Source organism: Leclercia sp. LSNIH3 (assembly GCF_002935105.1).
Lineage (GTDB): Bacteria > Pseudomonadota > Gammaproteobacteria > Enterobacterales > Enterobacteriaceae > Enterobacter > Enterobacter adecarboxylatus.
On record NZ_CP026387.1, the window covers coordinates 2,986,726 to 3,013,346 of the forward strand.

Annotated in this window: 32 protein-coding genes and 1 tRNA gene; 18 read left to right on the forward strand and 15 right to left on the reverse strand. The window is 54.0% G+C overall.

Features of this window, described 5'->3' with window-relative positions; all coding sequences use genetic code 11:
- Positions 1-26: 26 nt before the first annotated feature.
- The 9 genes from ptsN to C3F35_RS14555 all read right to left on the reverse strand — a co-directional run bounded on the left by ptsN (position 27) and on the right by C3F35_RS14555 (position 6,798).
- Positions 27-518: a PTS IIA-like nitrogen regulatory protein PtsN gene (ptsN, locus tag C3F35_RS14515; protein WP_032614485.1), complete on the reverse strand. Its 492-nt coding sequence runs from the start codon at positions 516-518 to the stop codon at positions 27-29.
- Between the two features lie 82 nt (positions 519-600).
- On the reverse strand, positions 601-888 hold the full coding sequence (gene hpf / locus C3F35_RS14520; RefSeq protein ID WP_032614483.1) for a ribosome hibernation promoting factor: 288 nt from the start codon (positions 886-888) through the stop codon (positions 601-603).
- A gap of 22 nt (positions 889-910) precedes the next feature.
- A complete protein-coding gene (gene rpoN, locus C3F35_RS14525) occupies positions 911-2,344 on the reverse strand; it encodes an RNA polymerase factor sigma-54 (RefSeq protein ID WP_032614481.1) in 1,434 nt (477 codons plus the stop codon).
- Between the two features lie 47 nt (positions 2,345-2,391).
- Entirely contained in the window at positions 2,392-3,117 is a 726-nt protein-coding gene (gene lptB / locus C3F35_RS14530) for an LPS export ABC transporter ATP-binding protein (protein ID WP_032614478.1), read from the reverse strand.
- Between the two features lie 6 nt (positions 3,118-3,123).
- A complete protein-coding gene (gene lptA / locus C3F35_RS14535) occupies positions 3,124-3,699 on the reverse strand; it encodes a lipopolysaccharide ABC transporter substrate-binding protein LptA (protein WP_032614476.1) in 576 nt (191 codons plus the stop codon).
- The gene (gene lptC, locus C3F35_RS14540) at positions 3,668-4,243 is read right to left on the reverse strand and encodes an LPS export ABC transporter periplasmic protein LptC (protein WP_032614475.1); all 576 of its coding nucleotides are present in this window, start codon (positions 4,241-4,243) and stop codon (positions 3,668-3,670) included. Before lptC ends, lptA begins: the two co-directional genes overlap by 32 nt.
- Positions 4,240-4,806, reverse strand: coding sequence for a 3-deoxy-manno-octulosonate-8-phosphatase KdsC (gene kdsC, locus C3F35_RS14545; protein WP_032614474.1), 567 nt, complete (start codon positions 4,804-4,806; stop codon positions 4,240-4,242). The genes lptC and kdsC overlap by 4 nt, the downstream gene beginning before the upstream one ends.
- Before the next feature lie 14 nt (positions 4,807-4,820).
- Positions 4,821-5,807 (reverse strand): arabinose-5-phosphate isomerase KdsD, encoded by a 987-nt coding sequence (kdsD, locus tag C3F35_RS14550; protein WP_103792784.1) that lies wholly within the window; start codon positions 5,805-5,807, stop codon positions 4,821-4,823.
- A 13-nt stretch (positions 5,808-5,820) separates the two neighbouring features.
- Positions 5,821-6,798: a calcium/sodium antiporter gene (locus C3F35_RS14555; protein WP_032614470.1), complete on the reverse strand. Its 978-nt coding sequence runs from the start codon at positions 6,796-6,798 to the stop codon at positions 5,821-5,823.
- 229 nt (positions 6,799-7,027) lie between these two features.
- Here C3F35_RS14555 and mlaF point away from each other — a divergent pair, with 229 nt between their 5' ends.
- The 7 genes from mlaF (at position 7,028) to murA (ending at position 11,813) form a co-directional block, all read left to right on the forward strand.
- On the forward strand, positions 7,028-7,840 hold the full coding sequence (gene mlaF, locus C3F35_RS14560; protein WP_032614468.1) for a phospholipid ABC transporter ATP-binding protein MlaF: 813 nt from the start codon (positions 7,028-7,030) through the stop codon (positions 7,838-7,840).
- A 7-nt stretch (positions 7,841-7,847) separates the two neighbouring features.
- Positions 7,848-8,630 (forward strand): lipid asymmetry maintenance ABC transporter permease subunit MlaE, encoded by a 783-nt coding sequence (gene mlaE, locus C3F35_RS14565; RefSeq protein WP_032614466.1) that lies wholly within the window; start codon positions 7,848-7,850, stop codon positions 8,628-8,630.
- A 4-nt stretch (positions 8,631-8,634) separates the two neighbouring features.
- On the forward strand, positions 8,635-9,189 hold the full coding sequence (gene mlaD, locus C3F35_RS14570) for an outer membrane lipid asymmetry maintenance protein MlaD (protein WP_032614464.1): 555 nt from the start codon (positions 8,635-8,637) through the stop codon (positions 9,187-9,189).
- A gap of 3 nt (positions 9,190-9,192) precedes the next feature.
- Entirely contained in the window at positions 9,193-9,831 is a 639-nt protein-coding gene (mlaC, locus tag C3F35_RS14575; RefSeq protein ID WP_032614462.1) for a phospholipid-binding protein MlaC, read from the forward strand.
- Positions 9,828-10,121, forward strand: a complete 294-nt coding sequence (gene mlaB, locus C3F35_RS14580; protein WP_032614460.1) for a lipid asymmetry maintenance protein MlaB — start codon at positions 9,828-9,830, stop codon at positions 10,119-10,121. The genes mlaC and mlaB overlap by 4 nt, the downstream gene beginning before the upstream one ends.
- Positions 10,122-10,247: 126 nt before the next feature.
- Entirely contained in the window at positions 10,248-10,502 is a 255-nt protein-coding gene (gene ibaG, locus C3F35_RS14585) for a BolA family iron metabolism protein IbaG (protein ID WP_103792785.1), read from the forward strand.
- 51 nt (positions 10,503-10,553) lie between these two features.
- Positions 10,554-11,813 carry a UDP-N-acetylglucosamine 1-carboxyvinyltransferase gene (murA, locus tag C3F35_RS14590; RefSeq protein WP_059307107.1) on the forward strand — a complete coding sequence of 420 codons (1,260 nt, stop codon included), beginning with the start codon at positions 10,554-10,556 and terminating at the stop codon, positions 11,811-11,813.
- A 62-nt stretch (positions 11,814-11,875) separates the two neighbouring features.
- On the opposite strand, the gene sfsB is transcribed toward murA, so the two are convergent.
- Both sfsB and ispB read right to left on the reverse strand, forming a co-directional pair.
- Positions 11,876-12,160, reverse strand: coding sequence for a DNA-binding transcriptional regulator SfsB (sfsB, locus tag C3F35_RS14595; protein WP_032614453.1), 285 nt, complete (start codon positions 12,158-12,160; stop codon positions 11,876-11,878).
- A gap of 229 nt (positions 12,161-12,389) precedes the next feature.
- Positions 12,390-13,361 carry an octaprenyl diphosphate synthase gene (gene ispB, locus C3F35_RS14600; RefSeq protein WP_103792786.1) on the reverse strand — a complete coding sequence of 324 codons (972 nt, stop codon included), beginning with the start codon at positions 13,359-13,361 and terminating at the stop codon, positions 12,390-12,392.
- A 256-nt stretch (positions 13,362-13,617) separates the two neighbouring features.
- Here ispB and rplU point away from each other — a divergent pair, with 256 nt between their 5' ends.
- The 4 genes from rplU to cgtA all read left to right on the forward strand — a co-directional run bounded on the left by rplU (position 13,618) and on the right by cgtA (position 16,459).
- Positions 13,618-13,929: a 50S ribosomal protein L21 gene (gene rplU / locus C3F35_RS14605; protein ID WP_015960603.1), complete on the forward strand. Its 312-nt coding sequence runs from the start codon at positions 13,618-13,620 to the stop codon at positions 13,927-13,929.
- A 19-nt stretch (positions 13,930-13,948) separates the two neighbouring features.
- Complete coding sequence (gene rpmA, locus C3F35_RS14610; RefSeq protein ID WP_007673187.1) at positions 13,949-14,206, forward strand: 50S ribosomal protein L27; 258 nt, start codon at positions 13,949-13,951, stop codon at positions 14,204-14,206.
- 96 nt (positions 14,207-14,302) lie between these two features.
- Positions 14,303-15,268: a DMT family transporter gene (locus tag C3F35_RS14615; RefSeq protein ID WP_032614449.1), complete on the forward strand. Its 966-nt coding sequence runs from the start codon at positions 14,303-14,305 to the stop codon at positions 15,266-15,268.
- A 15-nt stretch (positions 15,269-15,283) separates the two neighbouring features.
- Complete coding sequence (gene cgtA, locus C3F35_RS14620; RefSeq protein WP_032614446.1) at positions 15,284-16,459, forward strand: Obg family GTPase CgtA; 1,176 nt, start codon at positions 15,284-15,286, stop codon at positions 16,457-16,459.
- Between the two features lie 36 nt (positions 16,460-16,495).
- Here cgtA and pmrB read toward each other — a convergent pair whose 3' ends face one another.
- The 3 genes from pmrB to dacB are packed head-to-tail and all read right to left on the reverse strand — an operon-like array spanning position 16,496 to position 19,634.
- Positions 16,496-17,539 (reverse strand): two-component system sensor histidine kinase PmrB, encoded by a 1,044-nt coding sequence (gene pmrB / locus C3F35_RS14625; RefSeq protein WP_103792787.1) that lies wholly within the window; start codon positions 17,537-17,539, stop codon positions 16,496-16,498.
- Positions 17,536-18,198: a two-component system response regulator PmrA gene (gene pmrA / locus C3F35_RS14630; RefSeq protein WP_059307110.1), complete on the reverse strand. Its 663-nt coding sequence runs from the start codon at positions 18,196-18,198 to the stop codon at positions 17,536-17,538. Before pmrA ends, pmrB begins: the two co-directional genes overlap by 4 nt.
- Before the next feature lie 2 nt (positions 18,199-18,200).
- Entirely contained in the window at positions 18,201-19,634 is a 1,434-nt protein-coding gene (gene dacB, locus C3F35_RS14635) for a serine-type D-Ala-D-Ala carboxypeptidase (protein ID WP_032614438.1), read from the reverse strand.
- 246 nt (positions 19,635-19,880) lie between these two features.
- Here dacB and greA point away from each other — a divergent pair, with 246 nt between their 5' ends.
- Entirely contained in the window at positions 19,881-20,357 is a 477-nt protein-coding gene (gene greA / locus C3F35_RS14640) for a transcription elongation factor GreA (RefSeq protein ID WP_032614436.1), read from the forward strand.
- 152 nt (positions 20,358-20,509) lie between these two features.
- Here greA and yhbY read toward each other — a convergent pair whose 3' ends face one another.
- Positions 20,510-20,803 carry a ribosome assembly RNA-binding protein YhbY gene (gene yhbY, locus C3F35_RS14645; RefSeq protein WP_032614629.1) on the reverse strand — a complete coding sequence of 98 codons (294 nt, stop codon included), beginning with the start codon at positions 20,801-20,803 and terminating at the stop codon, positions 20,510-20,512.
- A gap of 122 nt (positions 20,804-20,925) precedes the next feature.
- On the opposite strand from yhbY, the gene rlmE reads away from it, so the two are divergent.
- The 6 genes from rlmE to C3F35_RS14675 all read left to right on the forward strand — a co-directional run bounded on the left by rlmE (position 20,926) and on the right by C3F35_RS14675 (position 26,517).
- Complete coding sequence (rlmE, locus tag C3F35_RS14650; RefSeq protein ID WP_032614435.1) at positions 20,926-21,552, forward strand: 23S rRNA (uridine(2552)-2'-O)-methyltransferase RlmE; 627 nt, start codon at positions 20,926-20,928, stop codon at positions 21,550-21,552.
- A 102-nt stretch (positions 21,553-21,654) separates the two neighbouring features.
- On the forward strand, positions 21,655-23,589 hold the full coding sequence (ftsH, locus tag C3F35_RS14655; RefSeq protein ID WP_032614434.1) for an ATP-dependent zinc metalloprotease FtsH: 1,935 nt from the start codon (positions 21,655-21,657) through the stop codon (positions 23,587-23,589).
- 96 nt (positions 23,590-23,685) lie between these two features.
- Complete coding sequence (gene folP, locus C3F35_RS14660; protein ID WP_032614432.1) at positions 23,686-24,534, forward strand: dihydropteroate synthase; 849 nt, start codon at positions 23,686-23,688, stop codon at positions 24,532-24,534.
- Complete coding sequence (glmM, locus tag C3F35_RS14665) at positions 24,527-25,864, forward strand: phosphoglucosamine mutase (protein WP_032614429.1); 1,338 nt, start codon at positions 24,527-24,529, stop codon at positions 25,862-25,864. Before folP ends, glmM begins: the two co-directional genes overlap by 8 nt.
- 220 nt (positions 25,865-26,084) lie before the next feature.
- Positions 26,085-26,417: a preprotein translocase subunit SecG gene (gene secG, locus C3F35_RS14670; protein WP_032614427.1), complete on the forward strand. Its 333-nt coding sequence runs from the start codon at positions 26,085-26,087 to the stop codon at positions 26,415-26,417.
- Positions 26,418-26,430: 13 nt separating this feature from the next.
- Positions 26,431-26,517 (forward strand) — tRNA-Leu (locus C3F35_RS14675).
- The last annotated feature ends 104 nt before the right edge of the window (positions 26,518-26,621 follow it).

Consider the following 26,621-nt stretch of genomic DNA (forward strand, 5'->3'; position numbering starts at 1 on the left):
CTACAGATGTCAAAGCCATCACCCGATTACGCATCATCCTGACTGCCTTCCGTTTCCGTAATGATTTGATAAAGCTCCTCATCGCTCTGTGCCGCGCGCAAACGACGACAGATGGTTTTATCCGCCAAACGTTTGGCCACCAGCGAGAGGGTGTGCAAATGTGTTTTGGTCTGATCGGCTGGCACCAGCAGGGCAAACAGCAAATCGACAGGCTGGTTATCAATGGCATCAAAGGCGATAGGTGTTTCCAGCTGAACAAACACGCCTACAGCGCGCAGCGTATCCTCTTCAAGTTTGCCATGGGGAATGGCGATGCCGTTGCCGATGCCGGTACTGCCCATTTTTTCACGGGTCAGGATCGCTTCAAACACCACTTGCGGCGGCAGGCTCAGCTGTTTTGCAGCCAGTTCACTGATGATCTCCAGCGCACGTTTTTTGCTCTGGCAGTGGACGGCACTGCGGGTACATTCCTGATTAAGGACACTGCTCAGTTGTAGAGTTGAATCGTTATTCATCATAATTTCACCTAAGCGCTAACTGTACAAAGGGCCCGTTGTGTTTCACAACAGGCCAACCTGCACCCGTTAACTGCCCGGACAATTAGTGTTGTTTCAGTTTGTCTTTATGTTTGTTTAGCTGTCGTGCCAGCTTGTCAATCAAGCCGTCGATAGCCGCGTACATGTCTTGTCCTTCCGCACTGGCATGAATTTCGCCTCCGTTAACGTGCAAGGTCGCATCCGAGATATGCGTCACTTTCTCCACTTTTAACACAATGTAGACCTGGTTGATCCTCTCGAAATACTGCTCAAGCTTGGCGAACTTAGTGTTCACAAAATCGCGCAGGGCCTCAGTAATTTCGACGTTGTGTCCAGTGATGTTGAGCTGCATAGTGTCTTCCTTATCGGTTGTGTCAGACCAGTTGTTTACGCTGGTTGGACGGCGGAATGGATAAAGACTCTCGATACTTCGCAACAGTACGGCGTGCCACCATGATACCTTGATCGGACAGCATGGTGGTTAACTTACTGTCGCTCAGTGGTTTCGCGGGGTTTTCCGCGGCGATCAATTTTTTCACCAGCGCCCGGATGGCTGTAGACGAAGCTTCGCCACCGCCTTCGGTATTGACATGGCTGGAGAAAAAATACTTAAGCTCAAAAATACCGCGCGGGCTGTGCAGATACTTCTGCGTCGTCACGCGGGAAATCGTTGATTCATGCATTTCGACGGCCTGGGCAATATCGGCCAGCACCATCGGCTTCATAAATTCTTCACCTTGTTCAAAGAAGGCCTGCTGCTGCTCCACGATGCAGCGGCTCACGCGTAGCAGCGTATCATTGCGGCTCTCGAGGCTTTTGATCAGCCAGCGCGCCTCCTGCAGGTTGCTGCGGATAAACTGGTTATCCGAGTCGTTGCGCGAACTGGTGCACATCGAGGCGTATTGCTGATTAATTTGCAGGCGCGGGATGCTGTCGGAATTCAGCTCCACGGTCCACAGGCCGTTATGCTTGCGTACCAGTACATCGGGAATAACGTACTCAGGCTCGCTTGTCTGGATGGATTGCCCCGGACGCGGATCCAACGACTGAATAAGATTGACCGCCTCTTTCAGGATCTCTTCTTTCAATCGCGTCACCCGCATCAACGAGCGGAAGTCGTGGTTGGCCAGCAGATCCAGATGCTCGCTGACGATCAGACGAGCCTCTTCCAGCCACGGCGTCTCTTTGACGAACTGCGAAAGCTGAATCAGCAGGCAGTCACGTAAATCACGTGCCGCAACGCCAATCGGATCAAAACGCTGCACGCGCTTCAGGACCGCTTCGACCTCTTCAAGATCGATCTCATCATCACCGATGCTTTCCAGAATGTCGTCCAGCGGCACGGTTAAATAGCCGGTCTCATCGACGGCATCGACAATGGAGGTGGCAATGGCGCGATCGGTATCGGAAAACGGGGTTAGCTCCACCTGCCACATCAGGTAATCCTGGAGGGACTGGGTGGTTTCGCCCTGATACACCGGCAACTCATCATCCTGGTAATCAGCGCGCGTACCGGATGGCGTGCCGGCGGTGTAGATCTCATCCCAGCTGGCATCAAGAGGAAGCTCGTCTGGCATCTCTTTTTGCTCCAGCGCGTCGACGCTGTCGAGCGTTTCGTTATCCTGCGTTTGCTGGGTTTCTACCTCGTCGTGAAGATCGGTTTGCTCAAGCAGGGGATTACTGTCCAGCGCTTGCTGAAGCTCCTGCTGAAGTTCTAGCGTCGACAGCTGCAACAGACGAATGGCCTGTTGTAACTGCGGCGTCATTGCCAGCTGTTGGCTGAGCCTTAATTGCAAACCTTGCTTCATGTTCAGAGCATTTTTCTCCGTTTAGGCGAGACTGAACTTCTACCCTATCAGAGTCTGAAGTCTTCCCCAAGATACACGCGCTTAACATGATCGTCTTCGAGGATCTGCTGCGGTGTACCGTGGGCGATAAGATGGCCCTGGCTGACGATGTAAGCACGTTCACAGACTGCCAGCGTCTCACGAACGTTGTGGTCGGTGATCAGTACGCCCAGACCACTGTCGCGCAGATGCTCAATAATCCGTTTAATGTCGATAACCGAAATCGGGTCAACGCCCGCAAATGGCTCATCGAGCAGAATGAATTTCGGGTTAGCGGCCAGCGCGCGGGCAATTTCCACACGGCGGCGTTCACCACCGGAGAGCGCCTGGCCCATGCTGTCGCGCAGATGTTCGATATGGAACTCTTCCATCAGCTCGTTGGCGCGATCCTGACGCTGCTCAGAGGTCAAATCGTCACGGATCTGAAGTACCGCCATCAGGTTGTCGAAGACGCTCAGACGACGGAAGATCGAGGCTTCCTGCGGCAGGTAGCCGATACCGCGACGCGCACGCGCGTGGAGGGGCAGCAGGCTGATGTCTTCGTCATCAATAATGATGTTACCCGCATCGCGCGGCACAATCCCTACCACCATATAAAAGGTGGTGGTTTTACCTGCACCGTTAGGACCCAACAGGCCGACAATTTCGCCGGAGTTGACGGTCAAACTGACATCTTCCACTACGCGACGGCCCTTGTAGGCTTTGGCGAGATTCTTTGCAGTTAATGTTGCCATAACGAATTAGTTACTCTTTTTCTGTGCTGGGGCCTGAGGGTTCTGTGCCGGAGCCTGAGTGCTGTTTTTGTCCTGCAGCTGCGATGGGACCAGGACGGTCGTCACGCGTTTGCCTTTTTCACTGAAGGCCTGCATTTTTTGTTCTTTCACCAGATAGGTGATCTTGTCGCCCTTGATGTTGCTGTCGAGCTGCTCCAGGTACGCATTCCCGGTCAGCACCACAAAGTCTTTCGCCAGCTCGTAGTGCATCTGGGAAGCGTGGCCTTTCACCGGCTTGCCGTTGTCCTGCATCTGGTAGAAGGTGGCCGGGTTGCCGTAGCCATCGATAATCTCTTTACCGTCTTCCCCGCCAGGACGCGTTACCACCACCTTATCGGCGTTGATTTTGATCGTGCCCTGAGTCACGACAACATTGCCGGTAAAGGTCACTACGTTGCCCTGCATATCGAGCGACTGCGTATCGGATTCGATATGAATCGGCTGCTCGGTATCACCCGTCACAGCAAGCGCAGGCACGCTGACGGCCAGCAGCGCGCTGGCAATAACAACATTAAGGCTGAGTTTGTTTGCTTGGAATTTCATAGGAGGTTCTAACCTTTTCAATCAGCTCTGCGTTCTTGCTGCGTAAGTTCCCGCGCATTCTCAGACCGCTGGAATTAAATGTGGTGCCGTATAACGTAACCAGATCCTGCGACGTTACATCCTGAGTCACAAGGTTAATCTGTGCGTTATCGGTTGTGATTTTGCGCAGCTGTGCGTCTGCGGTCAGCGCGTTCACCTCAACATGACCATACAGATAAAGCATACGGTCATTCGTCAGTTTTGCCCGGTCTGATTTAATCGACCATGTTGGAACTTTATTGGTATCAAACGTGGTCATCACCGGTTGGGTAAACCATGAGACGCCCTGTTCGGAAAAATACTCAACATGTTGAGCGATAAGGCGGTAATTCAGCGCCCCTTCCGGGCTGTACACCACGGTATCGCTGTGATCGCTTTTGTATGTTGGATCGTTAGTATTGACCGTCGGCGCTTGTTCGTCGTCCTTGTCAGCGAGATTCACGCCAATCAGTACCAGTGCTACCAGCGAAAGCAGAATAATAACCCAACGTCTGGTTTTACTCATATCGATTGCCCTTTGGCCTCATCAAGCTTACCTTGCGCCAGCAGCAGCAGGTCGCAGACTTCTCTCACTGCGCCGCGGCCACCGTTGATACGGGTGACGTAGTCAGCGCGCGGGATCAAAAGTGGATGGGCATCGGCCACGGCGACGCTCAGGCCCACTTCCGCCATCACTGGCCAGTCAATGAGATCGTCTCCGACATAGGCGACATTTTCCGGGGCGATGGCAAGTTTACCAAGTAAGTCCCTGAAAGCGACCATCTTATCGGATTGTCCCTGATAGAGATGGGTGATGCCCAGCGTTTCGCAGCGATCTTCTACTAGTTTAGCCTTACGCCCGGTGATAATGGCAACTTCTATGCCAGAAGTGAGCGCACAGCGAATGCCATAGCCATCACGGACGTTAAAGGCCTTCAGCTCTTCGCCATTGTTGCCCATATAAATCAGGCCATCAGAGAGCACGCCATCCACATCCAGGATCAGCAGGCGAATGTTTTCGGCCTGCGACATCATCTGCGCACTGACCGGGCCATAACAGGTTGCAAGGGATGCACCCGTATTACTCATTGTCTTATCCTTCATTACACTACGCCTGCGCGCAGCAGATCATGCATATGTATCACACCCAGCAACTGGTCGCCATCGGCAACCATAACGGAGGTGATATGGCGGGACTGCATCAGGTTTAACACTTCGACAGCCAGCGTACCGGGACGCACCCGGATCCCCCCGGCCGTCATCACATCGGCGATACCCAACTTACGGACATCGACTCCCATATCAAAGACGCGGCGTAGATCGCCGTCGGTAAAGATTCCTTCGATCGTCATCTGGTCGTTGCAGATGACAGTCATGCCGAGATTTTTACGGGTAATCTCCAGCAGCGCATCGCGCAAAGAGGCGTCTTTGCTGACGTGCGGAATTTCATCCCCGGTGTGCATGATGTCATTCGCCCGCAGCAGCAATTTACGTCCCAGCGCACCGCCCGGATGGGAAAGGGCGAAGTCTTCGGCGGTAAAACCGCGGGCTTCGAGCAGGGCGACAGCCAGCGCATCACCCATTACCAGCGCAGCGGTGGTACTGGAGGTCGGGGCCAGACCCAACGGGCACGCCTCTTTTGGCACTTTGACGCACAGATGGATATCCGCGGCGCGCGCCATGCTACTCTCAGGGCGGCTGGTAATACAGATGAGGGGAACGTGAAGCCGCTTCAATACCGGGATCAGCGCCAGGATTTCATTCGATTCGCCAGAGTTCGATAAGGCGATGACGATATCCTGTGCCGACACCATACCCAGGTCACCGTGCGCCGCTTCTCCGGGATGAACGAAAAAGGCCGTGGTGCCGGTACTGGCGAAGGTGGCCGCCATTTTACGGCCAATGTGGCCGGATTTGCCCATTCCCATCACCACGACTTTACCGGAACAGTGGAAAATTTTCTCACATGCAAGGCTAAAGTCCTGATTAATGTATTGATCTAACTGCGCCAGACCTTCACGTTCTATCTCCAGAACTTCTTTTCCTGCTTTCTGAAAGTCAAAACCCGGCTGCAATTCTATTTGCGACATAATGCGTTTCCGTTTACCCAGAGAGAAGCGGCGAGAGCCAGTACAGCATCGCCATCCATACGACAAATCCCACCGTCAGCAGCGCACCAACGCCCTGACCAATCTGCCTTTTACGCCGCCAGCAGAGCAGGGCGAAGATGGCGCTGACTAACACCATCACGCCATAATCGCGGCTGAACGCGAGCGGATTAAACGCGCCAGGGGCGATCAGGGCCGGCAGGCCCAGCACGATAGCAATATTGAAAATATTGGAACCGATAATATTGCCAATCGCCATGTCATCTTCGCCTTTACGCGCACCGGCAATCGCCGTGGCCAGCTCAGGCAGACTGGTGCCAATGGCAATCACCGTCAGGCCAATGGTGAGCTCGCTCATGGCGAAGTAATTGGCCAGCACCGTGGCGTTATCCACGATCATCTGCGTCGCCATTGGCATGATGATAAGCGCCACACCCAGCCAGAGTAGCGCAACGGGTAAGTTCCCCTCACGCGGTAGCTCTGCAACCTGCTCGCGGGTCAGGGAGTCATTGCCCTGCTTTTCTGCCGCCCGGGCCAGCTTAACAATGTAAAACAACCAGATGACCGCCAGCGCCAGTAAGAAAATGCCATCGCTGAGGGTTAACTGCCCGTCATATAACACATAACCGGCCAGCAAACTGACAATTAACATTAGCGGCAATTCGCGCCGCAGAACATCAGAATGCACGCGAAATGGATGCAGCAGCGCGGCAAGCCCCAGGATGAGCAGGATATTAACGATGTTGGAGCCAATGGCCGTGCCCACGGCGAGATCGACCTGATCGTGCATCGAGGCGGCGACAGAGACGATGATCTCCGGCAGGGAGGTGCCAACGCTGACCACCGTCATCCCAATAATCAGGGGGGGAACGCCAAATAAACGACACAGAATTGATGCGGAAAACACCAGACGGTCGGCACTGTAGACCACCAAAAGTAAACCAATTATTAACAGTGCCGTTGCAAGAAGCATCAAAAGTCCTTTCTTCAGGTATACTCGCCGGTCCACCGAGAAAAAATCTCTGCCGCTGCATACTGTCTGTAGACGTAACGTGTTCCTAATTTTGACTTTATGCGTTGTAAAAGTAAAACAAATGCCAGCTTTCGCTTAGTCGCAGAGATAATATTCTGTAAAAATGTTGGTTTTGCGCCAAAATCAGGCATCAAGCCGATCCTGAACCGGCAACAGAAAGGAAATGTACATGAGCCTGAATGGGGCGAATATAGTCGATGTCCGCGGCGTCAGCTTCACGCGCAGTAGCCGGGTCATTTTTGACAACATCTCTCTCACCGTGCCTCGCGGTAAAATTACCGCCATCATGGGGCCTTCCGGCATTGGTAAAACGACGTTACTGCGCCTGATTGGTGGGCAGATCCCGCCGAGCCAGGGCGAGATCCTCTTTGACGGCGAAAATATCCCGGCGATGTCCCGCTCGCGCCTCTATACCGTACGTAAACGCATGAGCATGCTTTTTCAGTCCGGGGCACTTTTTACTGACATGAACGTCTTCGATAATGTCGCTTATCCGCTGCGCGAGCATACTCATCTGCCGCCAGAACTGTTGAAAAGCACGGTCATGATGAAGCTCGAAGCCGTCGGCCTGCGTGGCGCAGCCAAACTGATGCCTTCCGAACTCTCTGGCGGTATGGCCCGCCGTGCGGCGCTGGCGCGTGCGATCGCGCTGGAACCGGATCTGATCATGTTCGATGAGCCGTTCGTCGGCCAGGATCCCATCACTATGGGTGTGCTGGTCAAACTGATCTCTGAACTGAATAGCGCGCTGGGTGTGACCTGTATCGTGGTGACTCACGACGTACCCGAAGTGCTGAGCATTGCCGATTACGCCTATATCGTGGCGGATAAAAAAATTGTGGCGCACGGTAGCGCACAATCCTTGCAGAGCAACAGCGATGCGCGTGTCCGTCAGTTCCTCGACGGCATTGCCGATGGCCCCGTGCCGTTCCGTTATCCGGCCGGCGATTATCATAAAGATTTATTGGGAATAGGGAGTTAAGCCACTCATGCTGTTAAATGCGTTGGCCGCTCTCGGACACCGTGGCATAAAAACCATCAGGACGTTCGGGCGTGCCGGGTTGATGTTATTCAATGCGCTGGTCGGGAAACCGGAATTCCGCAAACATGCCCCTCTGCTGGTTCGCCAGCTATATAATGTCGGCGTGCTGTCGATGCTCATTATCATCGTTTCCGGCGTCTTCATCGGGATGGTGCTGGGGCTGCAAGGGTATCTTGTCCTCACCACCTATAGCGCGGAGACCAGCCTCGGTATGCTGGTGGCGCTCTCCCTGCTGCGTGAGCTGGGGCCGGTAGTTGCTGCGCTGCTGTTCGCAGGGCGTGCCGGTTCGGCGCTGACGGCGGAAATCGGCCTGATGCGCGCCACCGAGCAGCTCTCCAGTATGGAGATGATGGCCGTGGATCCACTGCGTCGGGTGATCTCGCCGCGTTTCTGGGCGGGCATGATCTCTCTGCCATTGCTGACTATCCTCTTTGTTGCCGTCGGGATCTGGGGCGGTTCGATGGTTGGTGTGCAATGGAAAGGGATCGATGCCGGTTTCTTCTGGTCAGCGATGCAAAGTGCGGTTGACTGGCGTCTGGACCTGGTTAACTGCCTGATAAAAAGCGCGGTATTTGCCGTGACGATCACCTGGATAGCGCTGTTCAATGGCTACGATGCCATCCCGACGTCTGCCGGTATCAGCCGGGCAACCACCCGCACTGTTGTTCATTCGTCGCTGGCCATACTGGCTCTGGATTTTGTGCTCACCGCACTGATGTTTGGGAAATGAGTTCATGCAAACGAAAAAAGTAGAAATTTGGGTAGGTATATTTGTTTTGCTGGCGCTGCTGGCCGCACTGTTTTTGAGCTTTAAAGTGGCGGATGTCACCACAATCCGCACCGAGCCGACATACCGTATTTATGCCACCTTCGATAATATTGGCGGCCTGAAAAGCCGTTCTCCGGTGCGTATTGGCGGGGTAGTGGTAGGGCGTGTTGCCGATATCACCCTCGACGAGAAAACCTATCTGCCGCGCGTTGCGCTGGATATTGAAGAGCGCTACAACCACATCCCGGATACCAGCTCGTTGTCTATCCGCACTTCTGGCCTGTTAGGGGAACAATACCTGGCGCTGAACGTCGGTTTTGAAGACCCGGAACTGGGAACGACTATCCTTAAAGACGGTGGCGTGATTCAGGATACGAAGTCAGCCATGGTGCTGGAAGACATGATTGGTCAGTTCCTTTACAACAGTAAAGGGGGTGACGAGAATCAAGCTGCTCAGACACCTGCGCAGAGTGACATTACGCCGCCTGTTGGCACGACGAATTCATCTCAGGAGAAGTAATTCATGATTAAACGACTGTTAATGGTTGCCATGCTGATGATTGCCCCTTTGACTGCCGCTAACGCAGCCGATCAGAGCAATCCCTATCAACAGATGAATGAGGCGGCTAAGAAAACCTTCGATCGCCTTAAAAACGAGCAGCCGAAAATTCGTTCCAATCCCGACTACCTGCGCGATATCGTTGATCAGGAGCTGCTGCCCTATGTTCAGGTAAAATATGCCGGGGCACTGGTGCTGGGACGTTACTATAAAGACGCATCACCCGCGCAGCGTGAAGCCTACTTTGCTGCGTTCCGTGAGTATCTGAAGCAGGCCTACGGTCAGGCGCTGGCGATGTACCACGGTCAGACCTACCAGATTGCGCCGGAACAGCCGCTTGGCTCTGCCACCATCCTGCCTATCCGTGTGACCATCGTCGATCCGAACGGTCGTCCGCCAGTGCGTCTGGATTTCCAGTGGCGTAAAAACAGCCAGAGCGGTAACTGGCAGGCGTACGACATGATTGCTGAAGGCGTAAGCATGATTACCACCAAGCAGAACGAGTGGAGCGACCTGCTGCGTACCAAGGGCATTGATGGCCTGACTGCACAGCTGAACAGCATCTCACGCCAGAAAATTACCCTGGATGAGAGCAAAAAATGATGTCGCAGCTCAGCTGGTCCCGTGAGGGTGAGACGTTATTACTCACTGGCGAGCTGGATCAGGATTATCTGAATTCTCTGTGGGATGCACGTCATGAAGCCATGCAAGGCGTTTCCTGTATCGACCTCGGCGGCATTTCCCGCGTGGATACGGCGGGCGTCGCGCTGCTGGTTCATCTAGTGGCAACAGGCAAAGGGCAGGGCAAGCAGGTGAGGCTCTCGGGCGTTAGCGATAACGTTATCACCCTGGCCCAGCTCTATAATTTGCCGGAAGACGTATTGCCGCGTTAATTTTTTCAGTACGTTACTATCAAAAGCCCCGACTGTTTCATCGTCGGGGCTTTTTGCTTGTTTAAGACCGCGCCACTTTGCTCTAAGATGTTGGGCTTGTTTTCACTACCAGATGATATAGATCCCATGGAAAATCATGAAATCCAGACCGTGCTGATCAACGCACTTGCCCTCCAGGAAGCCCACGTCTCCGGCGACGGCAGCCACTTTCAGGTTATTGCTGTGGGAGAAATCTTTGACGGCATGAGCCGCGTGAAAAAACAGCAGGCTGTTTATGCGCCGCTGATGGAATATATCGCGGATAATCGCATCCATGCCCTGTCGATCAAGGCGTTCACTCCAACTGAGTGGGCACGCGATCGCAAACTAAACGGTTTTTGAGCTGAGGGTGATTTGCCCGCAGCACGGTTGAATTCATACAGAGAGTAAATCATGGACAAATTTCGTGTTCAGGGGCCTACGCGTCTCCAGGGCGAAGTCACAATTTCCGGCGCCAAAAACGCCGCGCTGCCGATCCTCTTCGCCGCACTGCTTGCGGAAGAGCCGGTAGAGATCCAGAACGTCCCGAAACTGAAAGACATTGACACCACCATGAAGCTGCTCGGCCAGTTGGGTACCAAGGTTGAGCGTAACGGATCCGTGTGGATCGACGCCAGCAACGTGAACAACTTCTCCGCGCCGTATGACCTGGTGAAAACCATGCGTGCCTCTATTTGGGCGCTGGGTCCGCTGGTGGCCCGTTTTGGTCAGGGTCAGGTTTCACTGCCGGGCGGCTGCGCCATTGGTGCGCGTCCGGTCGATCTGCATATCTTTGGCCTCGAGAAGCTGGGCGCTGAAATCAAACTGGAAGAGGGCTACGTCAAAGCCTCCGTTAATGGTCGCCTGCAGGGCGCGCATATCGTGATGGATAAGGTGAGCGTTGGCGCCACTGTCACCATCATGTCTGCGGCAACGCTGGCAGAAGGCACCACCATCATCGAGAACGCCGCGCGCGAGCCGGAGATCGTGGACACGGCGAACTTCCTGAATACGCTGGGGGCGAAGATCACCGGCCAGGGTACCGACCGTATCACCATCGAAGGCGTTGAACGCCTGGGTGGCGGTGTGTATCGCGTTCTGCCCGACCGTATCGAAACCGGGACCTTCCTGGTGGCCGCGGCTATTTCCGGCGGTAAGATCGTCTGCCGTAACGCACAGCCCGATACGCTGGATGCGGTCCTGGCTAAGCTGCGTGATGCCGGTGCAGATATCGAAACCGGAGAAGACTGGATCAGCCTCGATATGCACGGTAAGCGTCCTAAGGCCGTGAACGTACGTACCGCTCCGCATCCGGCATTCCCGACCGATATGCAGGCGCAGTTCACCCTGCTGAACCTGGTGGCAGAAGGGACGGGCTTCATTACCGAAACCATCTTCGAAAACCGTTTTATGCACGTACCGGAACTGATCCGTATGGGTGGGCATGCGGAGATCGAAAGCAACACGGTGATCTGCCATGGCGTAGAAAAACTGTCCGGTGCGCAGGTAATGGCAACGGATCTGCGTGCGTCTGCGAGCCTGGTGCTGGCGGGCTGTATTGCGGAAGGTACAACGCTGGTAGACCGTATTTATCACATCGATCGCGGCTATGAACGCATCGAAGATAAACTGCGCGCGCTGGGTGCAAATATTGAGCGTGTGAAAGGCGAGTAATCGTTAAGGCAGCCCCCTGCCATGTCGACTGGGGGGTTGCTATCCCGTTTAAAGGAGCGTCATTATTGGCGCTCTTTTTGTTGTCTTCTCTGGCGCATCATGCGCGTTCTGTCGACAAACTCATGGGTTATCGGGTCATGATAGCGTGATGGCCAAATGACCCAGGGATCGGTACCTAATGCCGTGGCAATGATGAGTTCTCCCTTCGGCCAGGGGCGCGTCAGCGCGTTTGCCAGGGTGGATGAACTCAGACCATTACGACGGGATTCCGCCGCCAGTGATGTTCCCTTTTTACGCAGCGCGGCAATGATATCGGCCGAGTGCCAGTCGATAAACTTCTTATCCATTCAGCGATCCCTCTGTTCTGGTACATTCCCGTCATTTCCATTAAATGACGTAGTTACTATACCTTCTTCGAACAGCGGTTCTAAAAAGTTCGCGTTACTGGAAGCAACATTCAGATTTTGCCAGGGCTTTAATCATGCGGCCTGTAAGCGGATTCTTTAGCAATGTTATGGATAATATTTGGAGCTTACAGGAACTCTCTTGTCAGAAAAAAGAGAGTTCCCCTGGCCGTTATCGATCGCGCTGAACAGCAATGTGCGCGAGACCAATCAGGGCATCTCGCCATGGGCTGTCAGGGATGACCTGAAGTGCGGCTATGGCTTTATCGGCTTCTTCCTCGGCACGCTGACGCGTCCATTCCAGGGAACCACAGTTCGCCATTGCTTCCAGTACAGGTTCCAGAAGATGTCGGCCGTTTCCTTGCTCGATGGCTTCACGGATGAGGCTTGCCTGTTCAGGAGTGCCGTTACGCATGGCATGCAGCAGCGGGAGCGTCGGTTTGCCCTCATTGAGATCGTCACCGACATTTTTGCCCAGCGTTTCGCCATCGGCGCTGTAATCGAGCAGGTCGTCGATCAGCTGGAAGGCGGTGCCGAGATAGCGCCCGTAATCCTGCAGGCCACGTTCCTGTTCCTCGCTGCAGCCAGCAAGAATGCCGGAGCACTGGGCCGCCGCCTCAAACAGACGCGCCGTTTTGCTGTAGATCACCCGCATGTAGTTCTCTTCAGTGATGTCCGGGTCGTTGACGTTCATCAGCTGCAGAACTTCACCTTCCGCGATCACGTTCACCGCTTTGGACATCACTTCGAGTACCTTCAGCGAGCCCAGGCTGGTCATCATCTGGAAGGCGCGTGTATAGATAAAATCACCTACCAACACGCTGGCAGCATTGCCAAACGCCGCGTTGGCAGTGGCTTTACCACGACGCATATCAGACTCATCCACAACGTCATCATGCAGCAACGTGGCGGTATGGATAAATTCGATCAGCGCCGCGATCGTGACGTGCGCATTACTCTCATAACCTACCGCGCGAGCGGCCAGTACTGCGATCATCGGACGGATGCGTTTGCCCCCACCGCTGACGATGTAGTAACCCAACTGATTGATTAGGGAAACGTCAGAGTCGAGCTGTTCCAGGATCGCTGCATTCACACCCGCCATATCTTGCGCGGTTAACTCATTGATTTTTTCTAAATTCATCGCAAAAGCCGGGCTTATAGTCCTGTTTTCCACATTTCAAATGGGTTAACGTAGGGTTCGGTTTATCAATAGTAGCGCTGATTGTACTGAAAAAACGCCCCAGATAAACGTTACCGTACGTGTTGTGTTTTTTTTCTTCATGTATTGACGGTAGCACTTGTCAAAGGCTCGCGTTTTGCGTAATATTCGCGCCCTATTGTGAATATTTATAGCGCACTCTGAATCACACGAGGATGTGCGCGGAAGCGGAGTTTATATGTACGCGGTTTTCCAAAGTGGTGGTAAACAACACCGAGTAAGCGAAGGTCAGACCGTTCGCCTGGAAAAGCTGGACATCGCAACTGGCGAAGCTGTTGAGTTCGCTGAAGTTCTGATGATCGCAAACGGTGAAGAAGTCAAAATCGGCGTTCCTTTCGTTGATGGCGGCGTTATCAAAGCTGAAGTTGTTGCTCATGGTCGTGGCGAGAAAGTTAAAATCGTTAAGTTTCGTCGTCGTAAACACTACCGTAAGCAGCAGGGCCACCGTCAGTGGTTCACTGATGTGAAAATTACTGGCATCAGCGCCTAAGACCTGAGGAGAGATTTAAATGGCACATAAAAAGGCTGGCGGCTCCACACGTAACGGTCGCGATTCAGAAGCTAAACGCCTTGGCGTTAAGCGTTTCGGTGGCGAAACTGTTCTGGCGGGTAGCATCATCGTTCGTCAGCGTGGCACCAAATTCCACGCTGGTAACAACGTAGGTTGCGGTCGTGACCACACTCTGTTTGCTAAAGCAGACGGTAAAGTGAAATTTGAAGTTAAAGGCCCGAACAACCGTAAATACATCAGCATTGTTGCTGAGTAAGGTTTTCTCGGTCCGGTAACGGATTAAAGCCCCGCAACGTGTTGCGGGGCTTTTTACATTGGAAACCCGGTAATTTTTTCTGTAGGGAAAACGGGCATGAAGCAGCAGGCCGGCATTGGTATTCTCCTGGCACTTATCACAGCGATGTGCTGGGGAGCATTGCCCATTGCAATGAAGCAGGTGCTGGAAGTGATGGAGCCACCCACGGTGGTGTTCTACCGCTTTCTGATGGCCGGTATTGGTCTGGGGGCTATCCTGGCAATCAAGGGTAAGCTGCCGCCGATGCGCATCTTCCGCAAGCCGCGCTGGCTTATTGTGCTGGCGATTGCGACAGGCGGTCTGTTCGGTAACTTCATCTTGTTCAGCTCTTCCCTGCAGTATCTTAGCCCTACCGCCTCGCAAGTTATTGGCCAGCTGTCACCGGTTGGCATGATGATCGCCAGTGTCGTTATTCTCAAAGAGAAAATGCGCGGCACGCAGGTGATTGGGGCAATAATGCTGCTCTGCGGTCTGGTGTTGTTCTTCAATACCAGCCTGATAGAGATCTTTACCCGGCTGACGGATTACACCTGGGGTGTGATTTTCGGCGTGGGTGCCGCGGCGGTGTGGGTGAGTTACGGCGTCGCGCAAAAGGTGTTATTACGCCGTCTGGCGTCACAGCAGATCCTGTTTTTGCTGTACACTTTATGTACTATTGCACTGCTGCCGCTGGCGAAGCCGGGAGTTATTACCCAGTTAAGCGACTGGCAGTTGGCGTGTCTGATCTTTTGTGGTCTGAACACGTTAGTAGGTTATGGCGCGCTGGCAGAAGCGATGGCGCGCTGGCAGGCAGCACAGGTGAGCGCACTGATTACGCTTACCCCGCTGTTTACGCTGTTATTTTCAGATTTATTATCAATGGCCTGGCCCGATTTCTTCGTCAAACCGATGTTAAACCTGTTGGCTTATCTCGGTGCGTTTGTCGTGGTTGCGGGCGCGATGTATTCCGCCATTGGTCATCGTCTTTGGGGACGTTGGCGCAAAAGTGAAGCGGTTGTAGTTGTCCCCCGCTCAGGCGAATGATTTACGGAGAGTAAAATGAAGTTTGTTGATGAAGCAACGATCCTGGTCGTGGCAGGTGATGGCGGTAATGGTTGCGTAAGCTTCCGCCGTGAAAAATACATTCCGCGTGGCGGCCCTGATGGCGGCGACGGCGGTGACGGCGGTGACGTATGGCTTGAAGCCGACGAAAACCTTAACACCCTGATCGACTACCGTTTCGAAAAAGCTTTCCGCGCAGAGCGTGGCCAGAACGGCCAGAGCCGTGACTGTACCGGTAAGCGCGGCAAAGATGTCAGCGTGAAAGTGCCAGTCGGGACGCGCGTTATCGACCAGGGTACGGGTGAAACCATGGGTGATATGACCAAACACGGTCAGCGCCTGATGGTGGCAAAAGGCGGCTGGCACGGTCTGGGCAACACCCGCTTCAAATCCTCCGTCAACCGTTCCCCGCGTCAAAAAACGATGGGTACACCGGGTGACAAGCGCGATCTGCAGCTTGAGCTGATGCTGCTGGCAGACGTCGGGATGCTGGGGATGCCAAATGCCGGTAAATCCACCTTCATCCGTGCGGTCTCTGCGGCCAAGCCGAAAGTGGCTGACTATCCGTTTACCACCCTGGTACCAAGCCTGGGCGTGGTGCGTATGGATACCGAGAAGAGCTTCGTTGTTGCGGATATCCCGGGCCTGATCGAAGGCGCTGCAGAAGGGGCTGGTTTGGGGATTCGCTTCCTGAAACACCTTGAGCGCTGTCGCGTTCTGCTGCACCTCATCGATATCGATCCAATCGACGGTTCCGATCCGGTGGAAAACGCCCGCATCATTGTTGGCGAGCTGGAAAAATACAGCGAGAAGCTGGCTGAGAAGCCACGCTGGCTGGTCTTCAACAAGATCGACCTGATGGACAAAGCAGAAGCCGAAGCCAAAGCGAAAGCTATCGCCGAAGCGATGGGATGGGAAGATAAATACTATCTCATCTCCGCTGCAAGCCAGATGGGCGTGAAAGATCTGTGCTGGGACGTGATGACCTTTATCATCGAGAATCCGGTGACTCAGGCAGAAGAAGCGAAGCAGCCTGAAAAAGTCGAATTCATGTGGGATGACTACCACCGTCAGCAGCTTGAAGAGCAGGTGGTTGAAGAAGACGATGAAGACTGGGATGACGACTGGGACGAAGACGACGAAGAAGGCGTCGAATTTATCTACAAGCGTTAAGACCGTCAATGGCCCCCTTATGAAGGGGGCTTTTTTTTAGTTCAATTTTGTCGGTATCCAGCAGGCGACCGTCAGCCCACCTTCGGGGCGGTTTTCCAGCGTCAGTTTGCCGCGGTGGAGCTGCACGATACGTTGCACGATGCTTAACCCCAGCCCGCTGCCACCGTAGCGTTGATCGATACGGCGAAACGGCTCGGTAATGGACTGGCGATGGGCCTCATCAATGCCAGGGCCCTGATCGCAAACGCTCACCAGCGTGCCATCATCCACTTCCTGCATTCTGACTTCAATGGTTGTCCCCGCCGGGCTGTAACGCACCGCGTTTTCCAGCAAATTGCGCAGCATCAGCCGTAATAATGTTGCATCGCCCTGGACGCTCAGGGAGCCCGTCTGCGGCCAGATCAGGGTGTGATCTTTGGTTTCATTCTCCAGCGCCAGCGGTGCAAAGATGTTATCCCGCCAGTTCACCGTGTCGTAATGCCCGCTGGCCAGAGCCTGGCTCGCGCGGGCCAGCATCAGAAGTTGCTCAACGGTATGCATCAGCTGGTCGATACGGGCAATCAGCGTCGTCGCCTGAGGCGAGCCTGACTGCGCCATCAGCTCAAGGTGAAGGCGTATGCCTGCCAGAGGCGTACGCAGCTCGTGTGCGGCATCAGCGGTGAACAGGCGCTCCTGCTTAATGGTTTGATCCAGCCGGGCAAGAAGCTGGTTCAGAGAGGTCGTGACGGCGCCAATCTCTTCCATGTCAGAATACATCGGCAGGGGGGTGAGATTGTCGGCAGAGCGGTTTGCCAGGCTGGCGCGGAGCTGGTTGAGGGGACGGGTGATCCAGGTGACGGCCCAGAAGGAGAACAGCAGCGTAAAACCGACCATTACCAGCGAAGGCACCAGCAACGAGGCGATCGCCTCGCGGATCTCTTTCTCTACATGCTGGTTGCGCGCTTTGGCGGAAAGCGTCTCGCTGACCAGGAAGCTGATTTGCTCCCGGCTTTCATGCCAGAGCCAGATGACGCTGACCAGCTGACAGAACAGCAGAATAACAGCCAACAGCACCATCAGACGACGGCGCATGCTGTTCATTTTTGGCTCTCAAGACGATAGCCCACGCCGCGCACGGTTTTGATTCGGTCTCTACCCAGCTTACGGCGCAGGTTATGGATATGGACCTCCAGCGTGTTTGAGCCCGGATCGTCCTGCCAGGAGTAGATATCCTGCTGAAGGGTTTCACGGTGAACCGTCTGGCCGGTACGCATGATCAGGCGTGTCAGCAGGGCGAACTCTTTCGGCGTCACTTCAACCGGCCGGGACTGCTGTAACACCTGCTGAGTCTGCAAATTTAATGTCAGATCGCCGTCACTGAGCAGGTTATCACTGTGTCCCTGATAACGCCGGATCAAAGCTCTGGCCCGCGCCTGCAGTTCCGCCAGGGCAAAGGGTTTTACCAGATAGTCGTCGGCACCGGAGTCCAGGCCGTTGATCCTGTCAACCAGCGCATCGCGCGCCGTCAGGATCAGCACCGGATTGTTCACCCCGCGACGACGCCACTGGCTGAGCAGGGTAGCCCCATCTTTATCCGGCAGGCCAAGATCGAGGATCACCAGGCTGTACTCGCCGCTCTGGATAAGGCCATCAGCCTCGGCGGCAGTACCCGCGCAATCGAGCGTATAGCCCTCGGCAGTGAGCGCCATAGCCAGCCCTTCCTGCAGCAACAGATCGTCTTCGACAATGAGTAATTTCATCGCTAGTTATTCTGGTAAATATCCTTGTAAAGCCGGCTCTCAAAGCGCACCAGCGGAATACGGCGATTGCGTTGGTCTGCAGGTTCAACCGCGTAGCCTGAAAGATACTGTACAAATGCCATCCGCTGCCCGCTGGCCGTGGTAATAAAGCCGGCAAGGTTATAAACCCCCTGTAGCGAGCCAGTCTTCGCGGAGACTTTGCCATCGACACCCGCGGCGTGCAGACCGGCCCGGTATTGCAGGGAGCCGTCATAACCGGCGAGCGGCAACATCGAGATAAAGTTTAGTTCAGTGTCATGCTGAGCAATGTACTGAAGGACCTGCATCATAGTAGCAGGGGAGATAAGGTTATGCCGCGAAAGACCGGAGCCATCGACCGCGATGGTATTCCCCAGATCAATACCGGCCTGCTGACGGAGGATCTGCCTGACCGCATCAGAACCGGCACGCCAGGTGCCTGGTACGCCGAAGCGGGCATGGCCGATCATGCGAAACACGGTGTCAGCGATCATGTTGTCGGATTTTTTCAGCATGATCTTCAGCAGATCGTGCAGTGGTGCCGATTGCTTACTGGCAATCACGGTACCCGGCTCGTTGCTTTGTGTCTGGCGTAACAGTGTGCCGCTGTAGGTAATTTTGGCCTGCTTCAGTTCGTCCTTCAGGATCGCCCCGGCATAGCCAGCGCCATCCTGGATAGCGAAGGCCAGCGGCAGCGGATCGGCGCGTTGCGTCAGGCAACCAGTCAGCGTATAGCGGTTGAGATCGCCTGGAACCACATCCAGTTCGCAGTACTGCGCTTCCGGCGACCCTTTCGCCAAGGTACGTACCTGGCTGAACATATTAACCGGATAGTAGGACGCCACCCGGATAAAGGCTAAATCATTGGCTTTTGGCGCGCTGTACAACGAGACGGAGAAGCAATTGCGATCAACAATCGCGGCTGCAGGCGGCGCGCTAAAGCATTGGGTCATGTCGTTCCACGGCCAGCCGGGGGCTTTATCATGGCTGGCGAAGATGGACGTATCGATAAGCACATTCCCTTCAATGCGCTGTACGCCAGACTTCTTTAGCACGGCGACCATGTTGCGAATATCCTGACGCTTAAACGTGGGATCCCCGCCAAAACGGGCGATAAGATCGCCTTTCAACACGCCATCTTCGACGTTGCCTTTGCTCTCAAGCGTGGTGGTAAAGCGAAAGTCAGGCCCCAACTGCAGCAGGGCAGCCAGCCCCGTAATCACTTTTTGCGTACTGGCGGGCAGGGCCATCTGCTGGCTGTGGTAATCAATCTCAGGGGCCTGGGCACCGACCTTCTGCACCATCAGGGCGAGATTGGCGCCATCGGGCAGCTGATTGATATACTCGTCAACGTTCGCTGCCTGGACAGTGAACGCAATAGTGGTGGTCAATCCGATGATAAATCTGGAAAATCGCATAATCTCGCGCTAACAACCCGGAAACAAACCGCCATACTACGACCCAACGCCCTGTAAAGTAAACGATGACCCATACTGAACTTCGCGTTAAAATACGTATCAAATTGAAAAATTGCTGCTGACCTGGAACTTTGTTTCCGGGTCAGTTTTCTTTTGCTTCTGACCTGTGTCAGGCTGTGATGCCTGCGGGGCCAGTCGTCGGGTCGGTTCCCCGTACCCAACAGGAATGTCAAAGAGGTATAACAAATGCAAGCTATTCCGATGACCTTACGTGGAGCTGAAAAACTGCGTGAAGAGCTGGATTTTCTGAAATCTGTTCGCCGCCCTGAAATCATTGCGGCCATTGCGGATGCGCGTGAGCATGGCGATTTGAAAGAGAATGCCGAGTATCACGCAGCGCGTGAGCAGCAGGGTTTCTGCGAAGGGCGTATCAAAGATATCGAAGCCAAGCTGTCGAATGCGCAGGTGATTGATATCACCAAAATGCCAAACAACGGGCGTGTCATTTTTGGTTCCACCGTTACCGTGATCAATCTGGATAACGATGAAGAAGTTTCTTACCGCATCGTGGGTGATGATGAGGCAGATTTTAAGCAGAATTTGATCTCAGTAAATTCGCCGATTGCCCGCGGTCTGATTGGCAAAGAGCAGGACGATGTGGTCACCATCCGCACCCCGGGTGGGGAAGTGGAGTTCGAAATTATCAAGGTTGATTACCTGTAATTCGCTTCTCCCGCCAGATGTTGATACATTGTAAAGATAGGAAAAAGGCCGCATAGCGGCCTTTTATCAACTCAAGGAGCATGGCATTTTGCTCACCTGCTAATGAAAAACCCCTCGTTTTACACAGAAAATGTGTTCAATTCAGGATAATCTTAGCGTGGCAGCGAGATTTTACGCTCTTTAGATGGACGGTAGAGCACCAGCGTTTTACCGATGACCTGTACGTTACAGGCGCCGGTTTCGCGCACGATTGCTTCCACGATCAAAGTCTTAGTGTCTCTGTCTTCAGAGGCGATTTTCACTTTGATTAATTCGTGGTGCTCCAGCGCTTGTTCAATCTCGGCCAGTACCCCTTCGGTCAAACCATTGTTGCCAAGCATAACTACAGGCTTGAGCGGATGTGCCAGACCTTTAAGGTGCTGTTTTTGTTTAGTACTCAGATTCATCGTATATTTTTGCTTACGTTGGGATTGAAAACGGTTCATTCTACCGCCATCTCCCTAATATCGCCAAATTGCTATGTGGAAATTTACACCGCTGGCTACGATGAACCAGGACGGAAAGTTAAATGACAGGTAAAAAGCGTTCTGCAAGCTCGAGCCGCTGGCTCCAGGAACACTTTAGCGATAAATATGTTCTACAGGCACAGAAAAAGGGGTTACGTTCCCGTGCCTGGTTTAAACTTGATGAAATACAGCAAAGTGACAAACTCTTTAAGCCGGGGATGACAGTAGTCGACCTCGGTGCAGCGCCCGGAGGATGGTCGCAATATGCGGTGACACAAATCGGCGGAACCGGCCGAATCATCGCCTGCGATCTTTTACCTATGGATCCCATCGTTGGTGTGGACTTCCTTCAGGGCGATTTTCGTGATGAATTAGTACTGAAAGCGTTACTTGAACGTGTAGGTGACAGTAAAGTTCAGGTTGTCATGTCCGATATGGCGCCAAATATGTGCGGAACACCGGCGGTGGATATCCCTCGCTCCATGTATCTGGTAGAACTGGCGTTAGAAATGTCCCGTGATGTATTAGCGCCGGGTGGTAGTTTTTTAGTGAAGGTGTTCCAGGGCGAAGGTTTCGAGGAGTATCTGAAGGAAATTCGCTCCCTGTTTACGAAGGTCAAAGTTCGTAAGCCGGACTCTTCGCGTGCTCGTTCACGTGAAGTGTATATTGTAGCGACCGGGCGAAAATGATAGCCGGTGAATTCCAGACGAAAGTTTGAAATGAATCGGATACTGAGTATCCTGACGCTGTTTTTAACACAGTTGTAATAAGAGGTTAATCCCTTGAGTGACATGGCGAAAAACCTAATACTCTGGCTGGTCATTGCCGTTGTGCTGATGTCAGTATTCCAGAGCTTTGGGCCCAGCGAGTCTAATGGCCGTAAGGTGGACTACTCTACCTTCCTGCAAGAGGTCAACCAGGATCAGGTTCGCGAAGCGCGTATCAACGGACGTGAGATCAACGTTACCAAGAAAGATAGTAACCGTTACACGACTTACATTCCGGTGAACGATCCTAAGCTGCTTGATAACCTTCTGACTAAAAACGTCAAGGTGGTAGGTGAGCCGCCGGAAGAGCCAAGCCTGCTGGCTTCTATCTTCATTTCCTGGTTCCCGATGCTGCTGCTGATCGGCGTCTGGATCTTCTTTATGCGTCAAATGCAGGGCGGCGGTGGCAAAGGTGCCATGTCGTTCGGCAAGAGTAAGGCGCGTATGTTGACGGAAGACCAGATCAAAACCACTTTTGCTGACGTTGCTGGTTGCGACGAAGCAAAAGAAGAGGTGGGTGAGCTGGTTGAATACCTGCGTGAACCGAGCCGTTTCCAGAAACTGGGCGGTAAGATCCCGAAAGGCGTCCTGATGGTCGGCCCTCCGGGTACCGGTAAAACCCTGCTGGCGAAAGCCATCGCCGGTGAAGCGAAGGTTCCGTTCTTTACCATTTCCGGTTCTGACTTCGTGGAAATGTTCGTTGGTGTCGGTGCATCCCGTGTGCGTGACATGTTCGAACAGGCCAAGAAAGCCGCACCGTGCATCATCTTCATCGATGAAATCGACGCCGTAGGCCGCCAGCGTGGCGCAGGCCTGGGCGGCGGTCACGATGAACGTGAGCAGACGCTGAACCAGATGCTGGTTGAGATGGACGGCTTCGAAGGTAACGAAGGTATTATCGTTATCGCGGCAACTAACCGCCCGGACGTTCTTGACCCTGCGCTGCTGCGTCCAGGTCGTTTCGACCGTCAGGTTGTAGTTGGTCTGCCAGACGTTCGTGGTCGTGAACAGATCCTGAAAGTGCACATGCGTCGCGTACCGCTGTCCCCGGACATCGATGCGGCAATTATTGCACGTGGTACGCCGGGCTTCTCCGGTGCGGATCTGGCTAACCTGGTGAACGAAGCTGCCCTGTTTGCTGCTCGCGGCAACAAGCGTGTGGTTTCGATGGTGGAGTTCGAGAAAGCGAAAGACAAAATCATGATGGGTGCGGAACGCCGCTCCATGGTGATGACAGAAGCGCAGAAAGAGTCCACGGCTTACCACGAAGCAGGCCATGCGATTATCGGTCGCCTGGTACCGGAACACGATCCGGTGCATAAAGTGACGATTATTCCGCGCGGTCGTGCGCTGGGCGTAACCTTCTTCCTGCCGGAAGGCGATGCGATCAGCGCCAGCCGACAGAAACTGGAAAGCCAGATTTCGACCCTGTACGGCGGTCGTCTGGCGGAAGAGATTATCTACGGTGTGGAACATGTTTCGACCGGTGCGTCCAACGACATTAAAGTCGCGACAAACCTGGCACGTAACATGGTGACCCAGTGGGGCTTCTCCGACAAACTCGGTCCGCTGCTGTATGCAGAAGAAGAGGGTGAAGTGTTCCTCGGCCGCAGCGTCGCGAAAGCGAAGCACATGTCCGACGAAACCGCACGTATCATCGACCAGGAAGTGAAATCGCTCGTTGAACGTAACTACGGTCGCGCGCGTCAGATCCTGAACGAGAACATGGATATCCTGCACGCAATGAAAGATGCGCTCATGAAATATGAAACCATCGATGCGCCGCAGATCGACGACCTGATGGCACGCCGTGATGTGCGTCCGCCAGCGGGTTGGGAAGATCCAGGTACCTCCAACAACTCTGACAACAATGGCACGCCACGTGCGCCGCGTCCGGTCGATGAACCGCGCACGCCAAACCCGGGCAACACCATGTCAGAACAGTTGGGCGACAAATAAGTCACCGCTGTAGATGATGTTCTCTTTACCTGAAACCCTGGGGCTTGCCCCGGGGTTTTTCTTGTCTGCTTAACCAAAAAAAATCAGGGACTTGCCATGAAACTCTTCGCCCAGGATTCTTATCTCGATCTGACTCATCCCCATGTGATGGGGATCCTGAACGTCACGCCAGACTCCTTCTCCGATGGCGGTACGCATAACACGCTGATTGATGCGGTCAAACATGCGAATCTGATGATCAACGCCGGGGCGACCATCATCGACGTGGGTGGGGAGTCAACGCGACCGGGCGCAGCGGATGTCAGCGTTGATGAAGAGTTGTCCCGGGTTATTCCGGTGGTCGAAGCCCTTGCGCAGCGTTTCGAGGTCTGGATTTCGGTGGATACCTCTAAACCCGAGGTGATTCGCGAATCAGCAAGAGTAGGCGCTCACATTATTAATGACATTCGCTCCCTTACCGAGCCAGGCGCGCTGGAGGCTGCGGCGGAGACCGGGTTGCCGGTCTGTCTGATGCATATGCAAGGCCAGCCGAAAACCATGCAGGATGCGCCAAAGTACAATGACGTGTTTGCTGATGTGAATCGCTACTTTGTTGAGCATATCGCGCGTTGTGAACGTGCCGGTATCGCAAAAGAGAAATTGCTGCTCGACCCGGGATTCGGTTTCGGTAAAAATCTCTCTCATAACTACGAGCTTCTTGCGCGCTTATCTGAGTTTCACCATTTTGGCCTGCCGCTGCTGGTCGGGATGTCACGAAAATCAATGATAGGTCAGTTGCTTAACGTTGGGCCATCCGACCGCCTGAGCGGGAGTCTGGCCTGCGCGGTCATTGCAGCGATGCAGGGAGCGCATATTATTCGCGTCCATGACGTAAAAGAGACAACAGAAGCCATGCGAGTGGTGGAAGCCACACTGGCAGCTAAGGGAAATAACCACTATGAGTAATCGTAAATATTTTGGCACTGATGGCATTCGTGGACGCGTGGGCGATGCGCCAATTACACCTGAGTTTGTGCTGAAGTTAGGCTGGGCAGCAGGGAAGGTACTGGCCAGCCACGGCTCACGCAAAATCATCATTGGCAAAGATACACGCATCTCTGGCTATATGCTTGAATCGGCGCTGGAAGCCGGTCTTTCTGCCGCGGGGCTTTCTGCCTCCTTTACGGGACCAATGCCGACGCCAGCCGTTGCTTATCTCACCCGTGCGTTCCGTGCAGAAGCAGGGATTGTAATCTCTGCCTCGCATAACCCCTTCTACGATAATGGCATCAAATTCTTCTCAATCGATGGCACCAAACTGCCGGATGATGTTGAAGAAGCCATCGAAGCGGAAATGGAAAAAGAGCTGACCTGCGTTGACTCCGCTGAGCTGGGTAAAGCCAGCCGTATCGTCGATGCGGCAGGTCGCTACATCGAATTCTGTAAAGGTACTTTCCCGAACGAGCTGAGCCTGAGTCATCTTAAAATCGTGGTCGACTGTGCGAATGGTGCCACCTACCACATTGCTCCGAACGTTTTCCGCGAACTGGGTGCGCAGGTTGTGGCCATTGGCTGTGAACCGAACGGGCTGAACATCAACGCCGAAGTGGGCGCAACGGATGTTCGCGCTCTGCAGGCGCGCGTGCTGGCAGAGAAGGCCGATCTCGGCATCGCCTATGACGGCGACGGCGATCGCGTGATCATGGTTGACCATGAAGGTAACAAGGTCGACGGGGATCAGATCCTCTATATCATTGCTCGTGAAGGTCTGCGTCAGGGGCAGTTGCGCGGCGGTGCCGTCGGTACGCTGATGAGCAACATGGGTCTGGAGCTGGCACTTAAACAGCTGGGTATTCCGTTTGCGCGCGCGAAAGTGGGCGATCGCTACGTACTGGAAAAACTGCAGGAGAAAGGCTGGCGCATTGGTGCGGAAAACTCCGGCCACGTGATCCTGCTGGACAAAACCACCACCGGTGACGGCATTGTGGCAAGCCTGCAGGTGGTCGCGGCAATGGTGCGTAACCATATGTCCCTGCACGATCTGTGTAGCGGGATGAAAATGTTCCCGCAGATCCTGGTTAACGTTCGCTTCACAGCCGGTAAAGGCGATCCGCTGGAAAACGACAACGTGAAAGCAGTGATGGCTGAAGTCGAAGCGGCGCTGGGTTCGCGTGGCCGCGTCCTGCTGCGTAAATCAGGTACCGAGCCACTGATCCGCGTGATGGTGGAAGGTGAAGACGAAGCGCAGGTAACTGAGTTTGCCCATCGCATCGCTGATGCCGTAAAAGCGGCGTAACGCCGTTAAGTGCTTAAAAAGGCGGCGCTTGCCGCCTTTGTTTTGTTCATTAGTGGCGGTTTTGCTGTTTTTTTCCGCACTTGATACAATGAGCTGAAATTGCCCTTGCGAAGGTCATTCGCTTTGGTTAGTATTCACACCCGCTTCAGTGGGAAAGCAAAACTCCTGCTTATTGGTCGAAGCATTGGTATGCGGCAACTCCGCAAGGAACAGGTTGATTATGTACGAAGCTCTTTTAGTAGTTTTCCTTATTGTAGCCATCGCTCTGGTAGCGTTGATCATGCTGCAGCAAGGTAAAGGCGCTGATATGGGGGCCTCTTTTGGAGCAGGCGCTTCTGGTACGCTGTTCGGTTCAAGTGGTTCTGGTAACTTCATGACCCGCGCAACGGCGATTCTGGCAACGCTGTTTTTCATCATCAGTCTGGCGCTTGGCAATATCAACAGCAACAAGACCAGTAAAGGAAGCGAGTGGGAAAATCTGAGCGCACCGGCGAAATCCGAGCAGACTCAGCCAGCTGCACCGGCTAAGCCGACCAGCGATATCCCGCAGTAATAGTAGTATCAGTGCTGAGGTGGTGGAATTGGTAGACACGCTACCTTGAGGTGGTAGTGCCCTAACGGGCTTGTGGGTTCGAGTCCCATCCTCAGTACCAATATTCCGAAGAAAAGACGTCGCAAGACGTCTTTTTTTTCGTCTGTCGTTTATGTCCGTGGTTTGTAAGGGTGTAGGGCGGGTAAGCGCAGCGCCAACCACTGT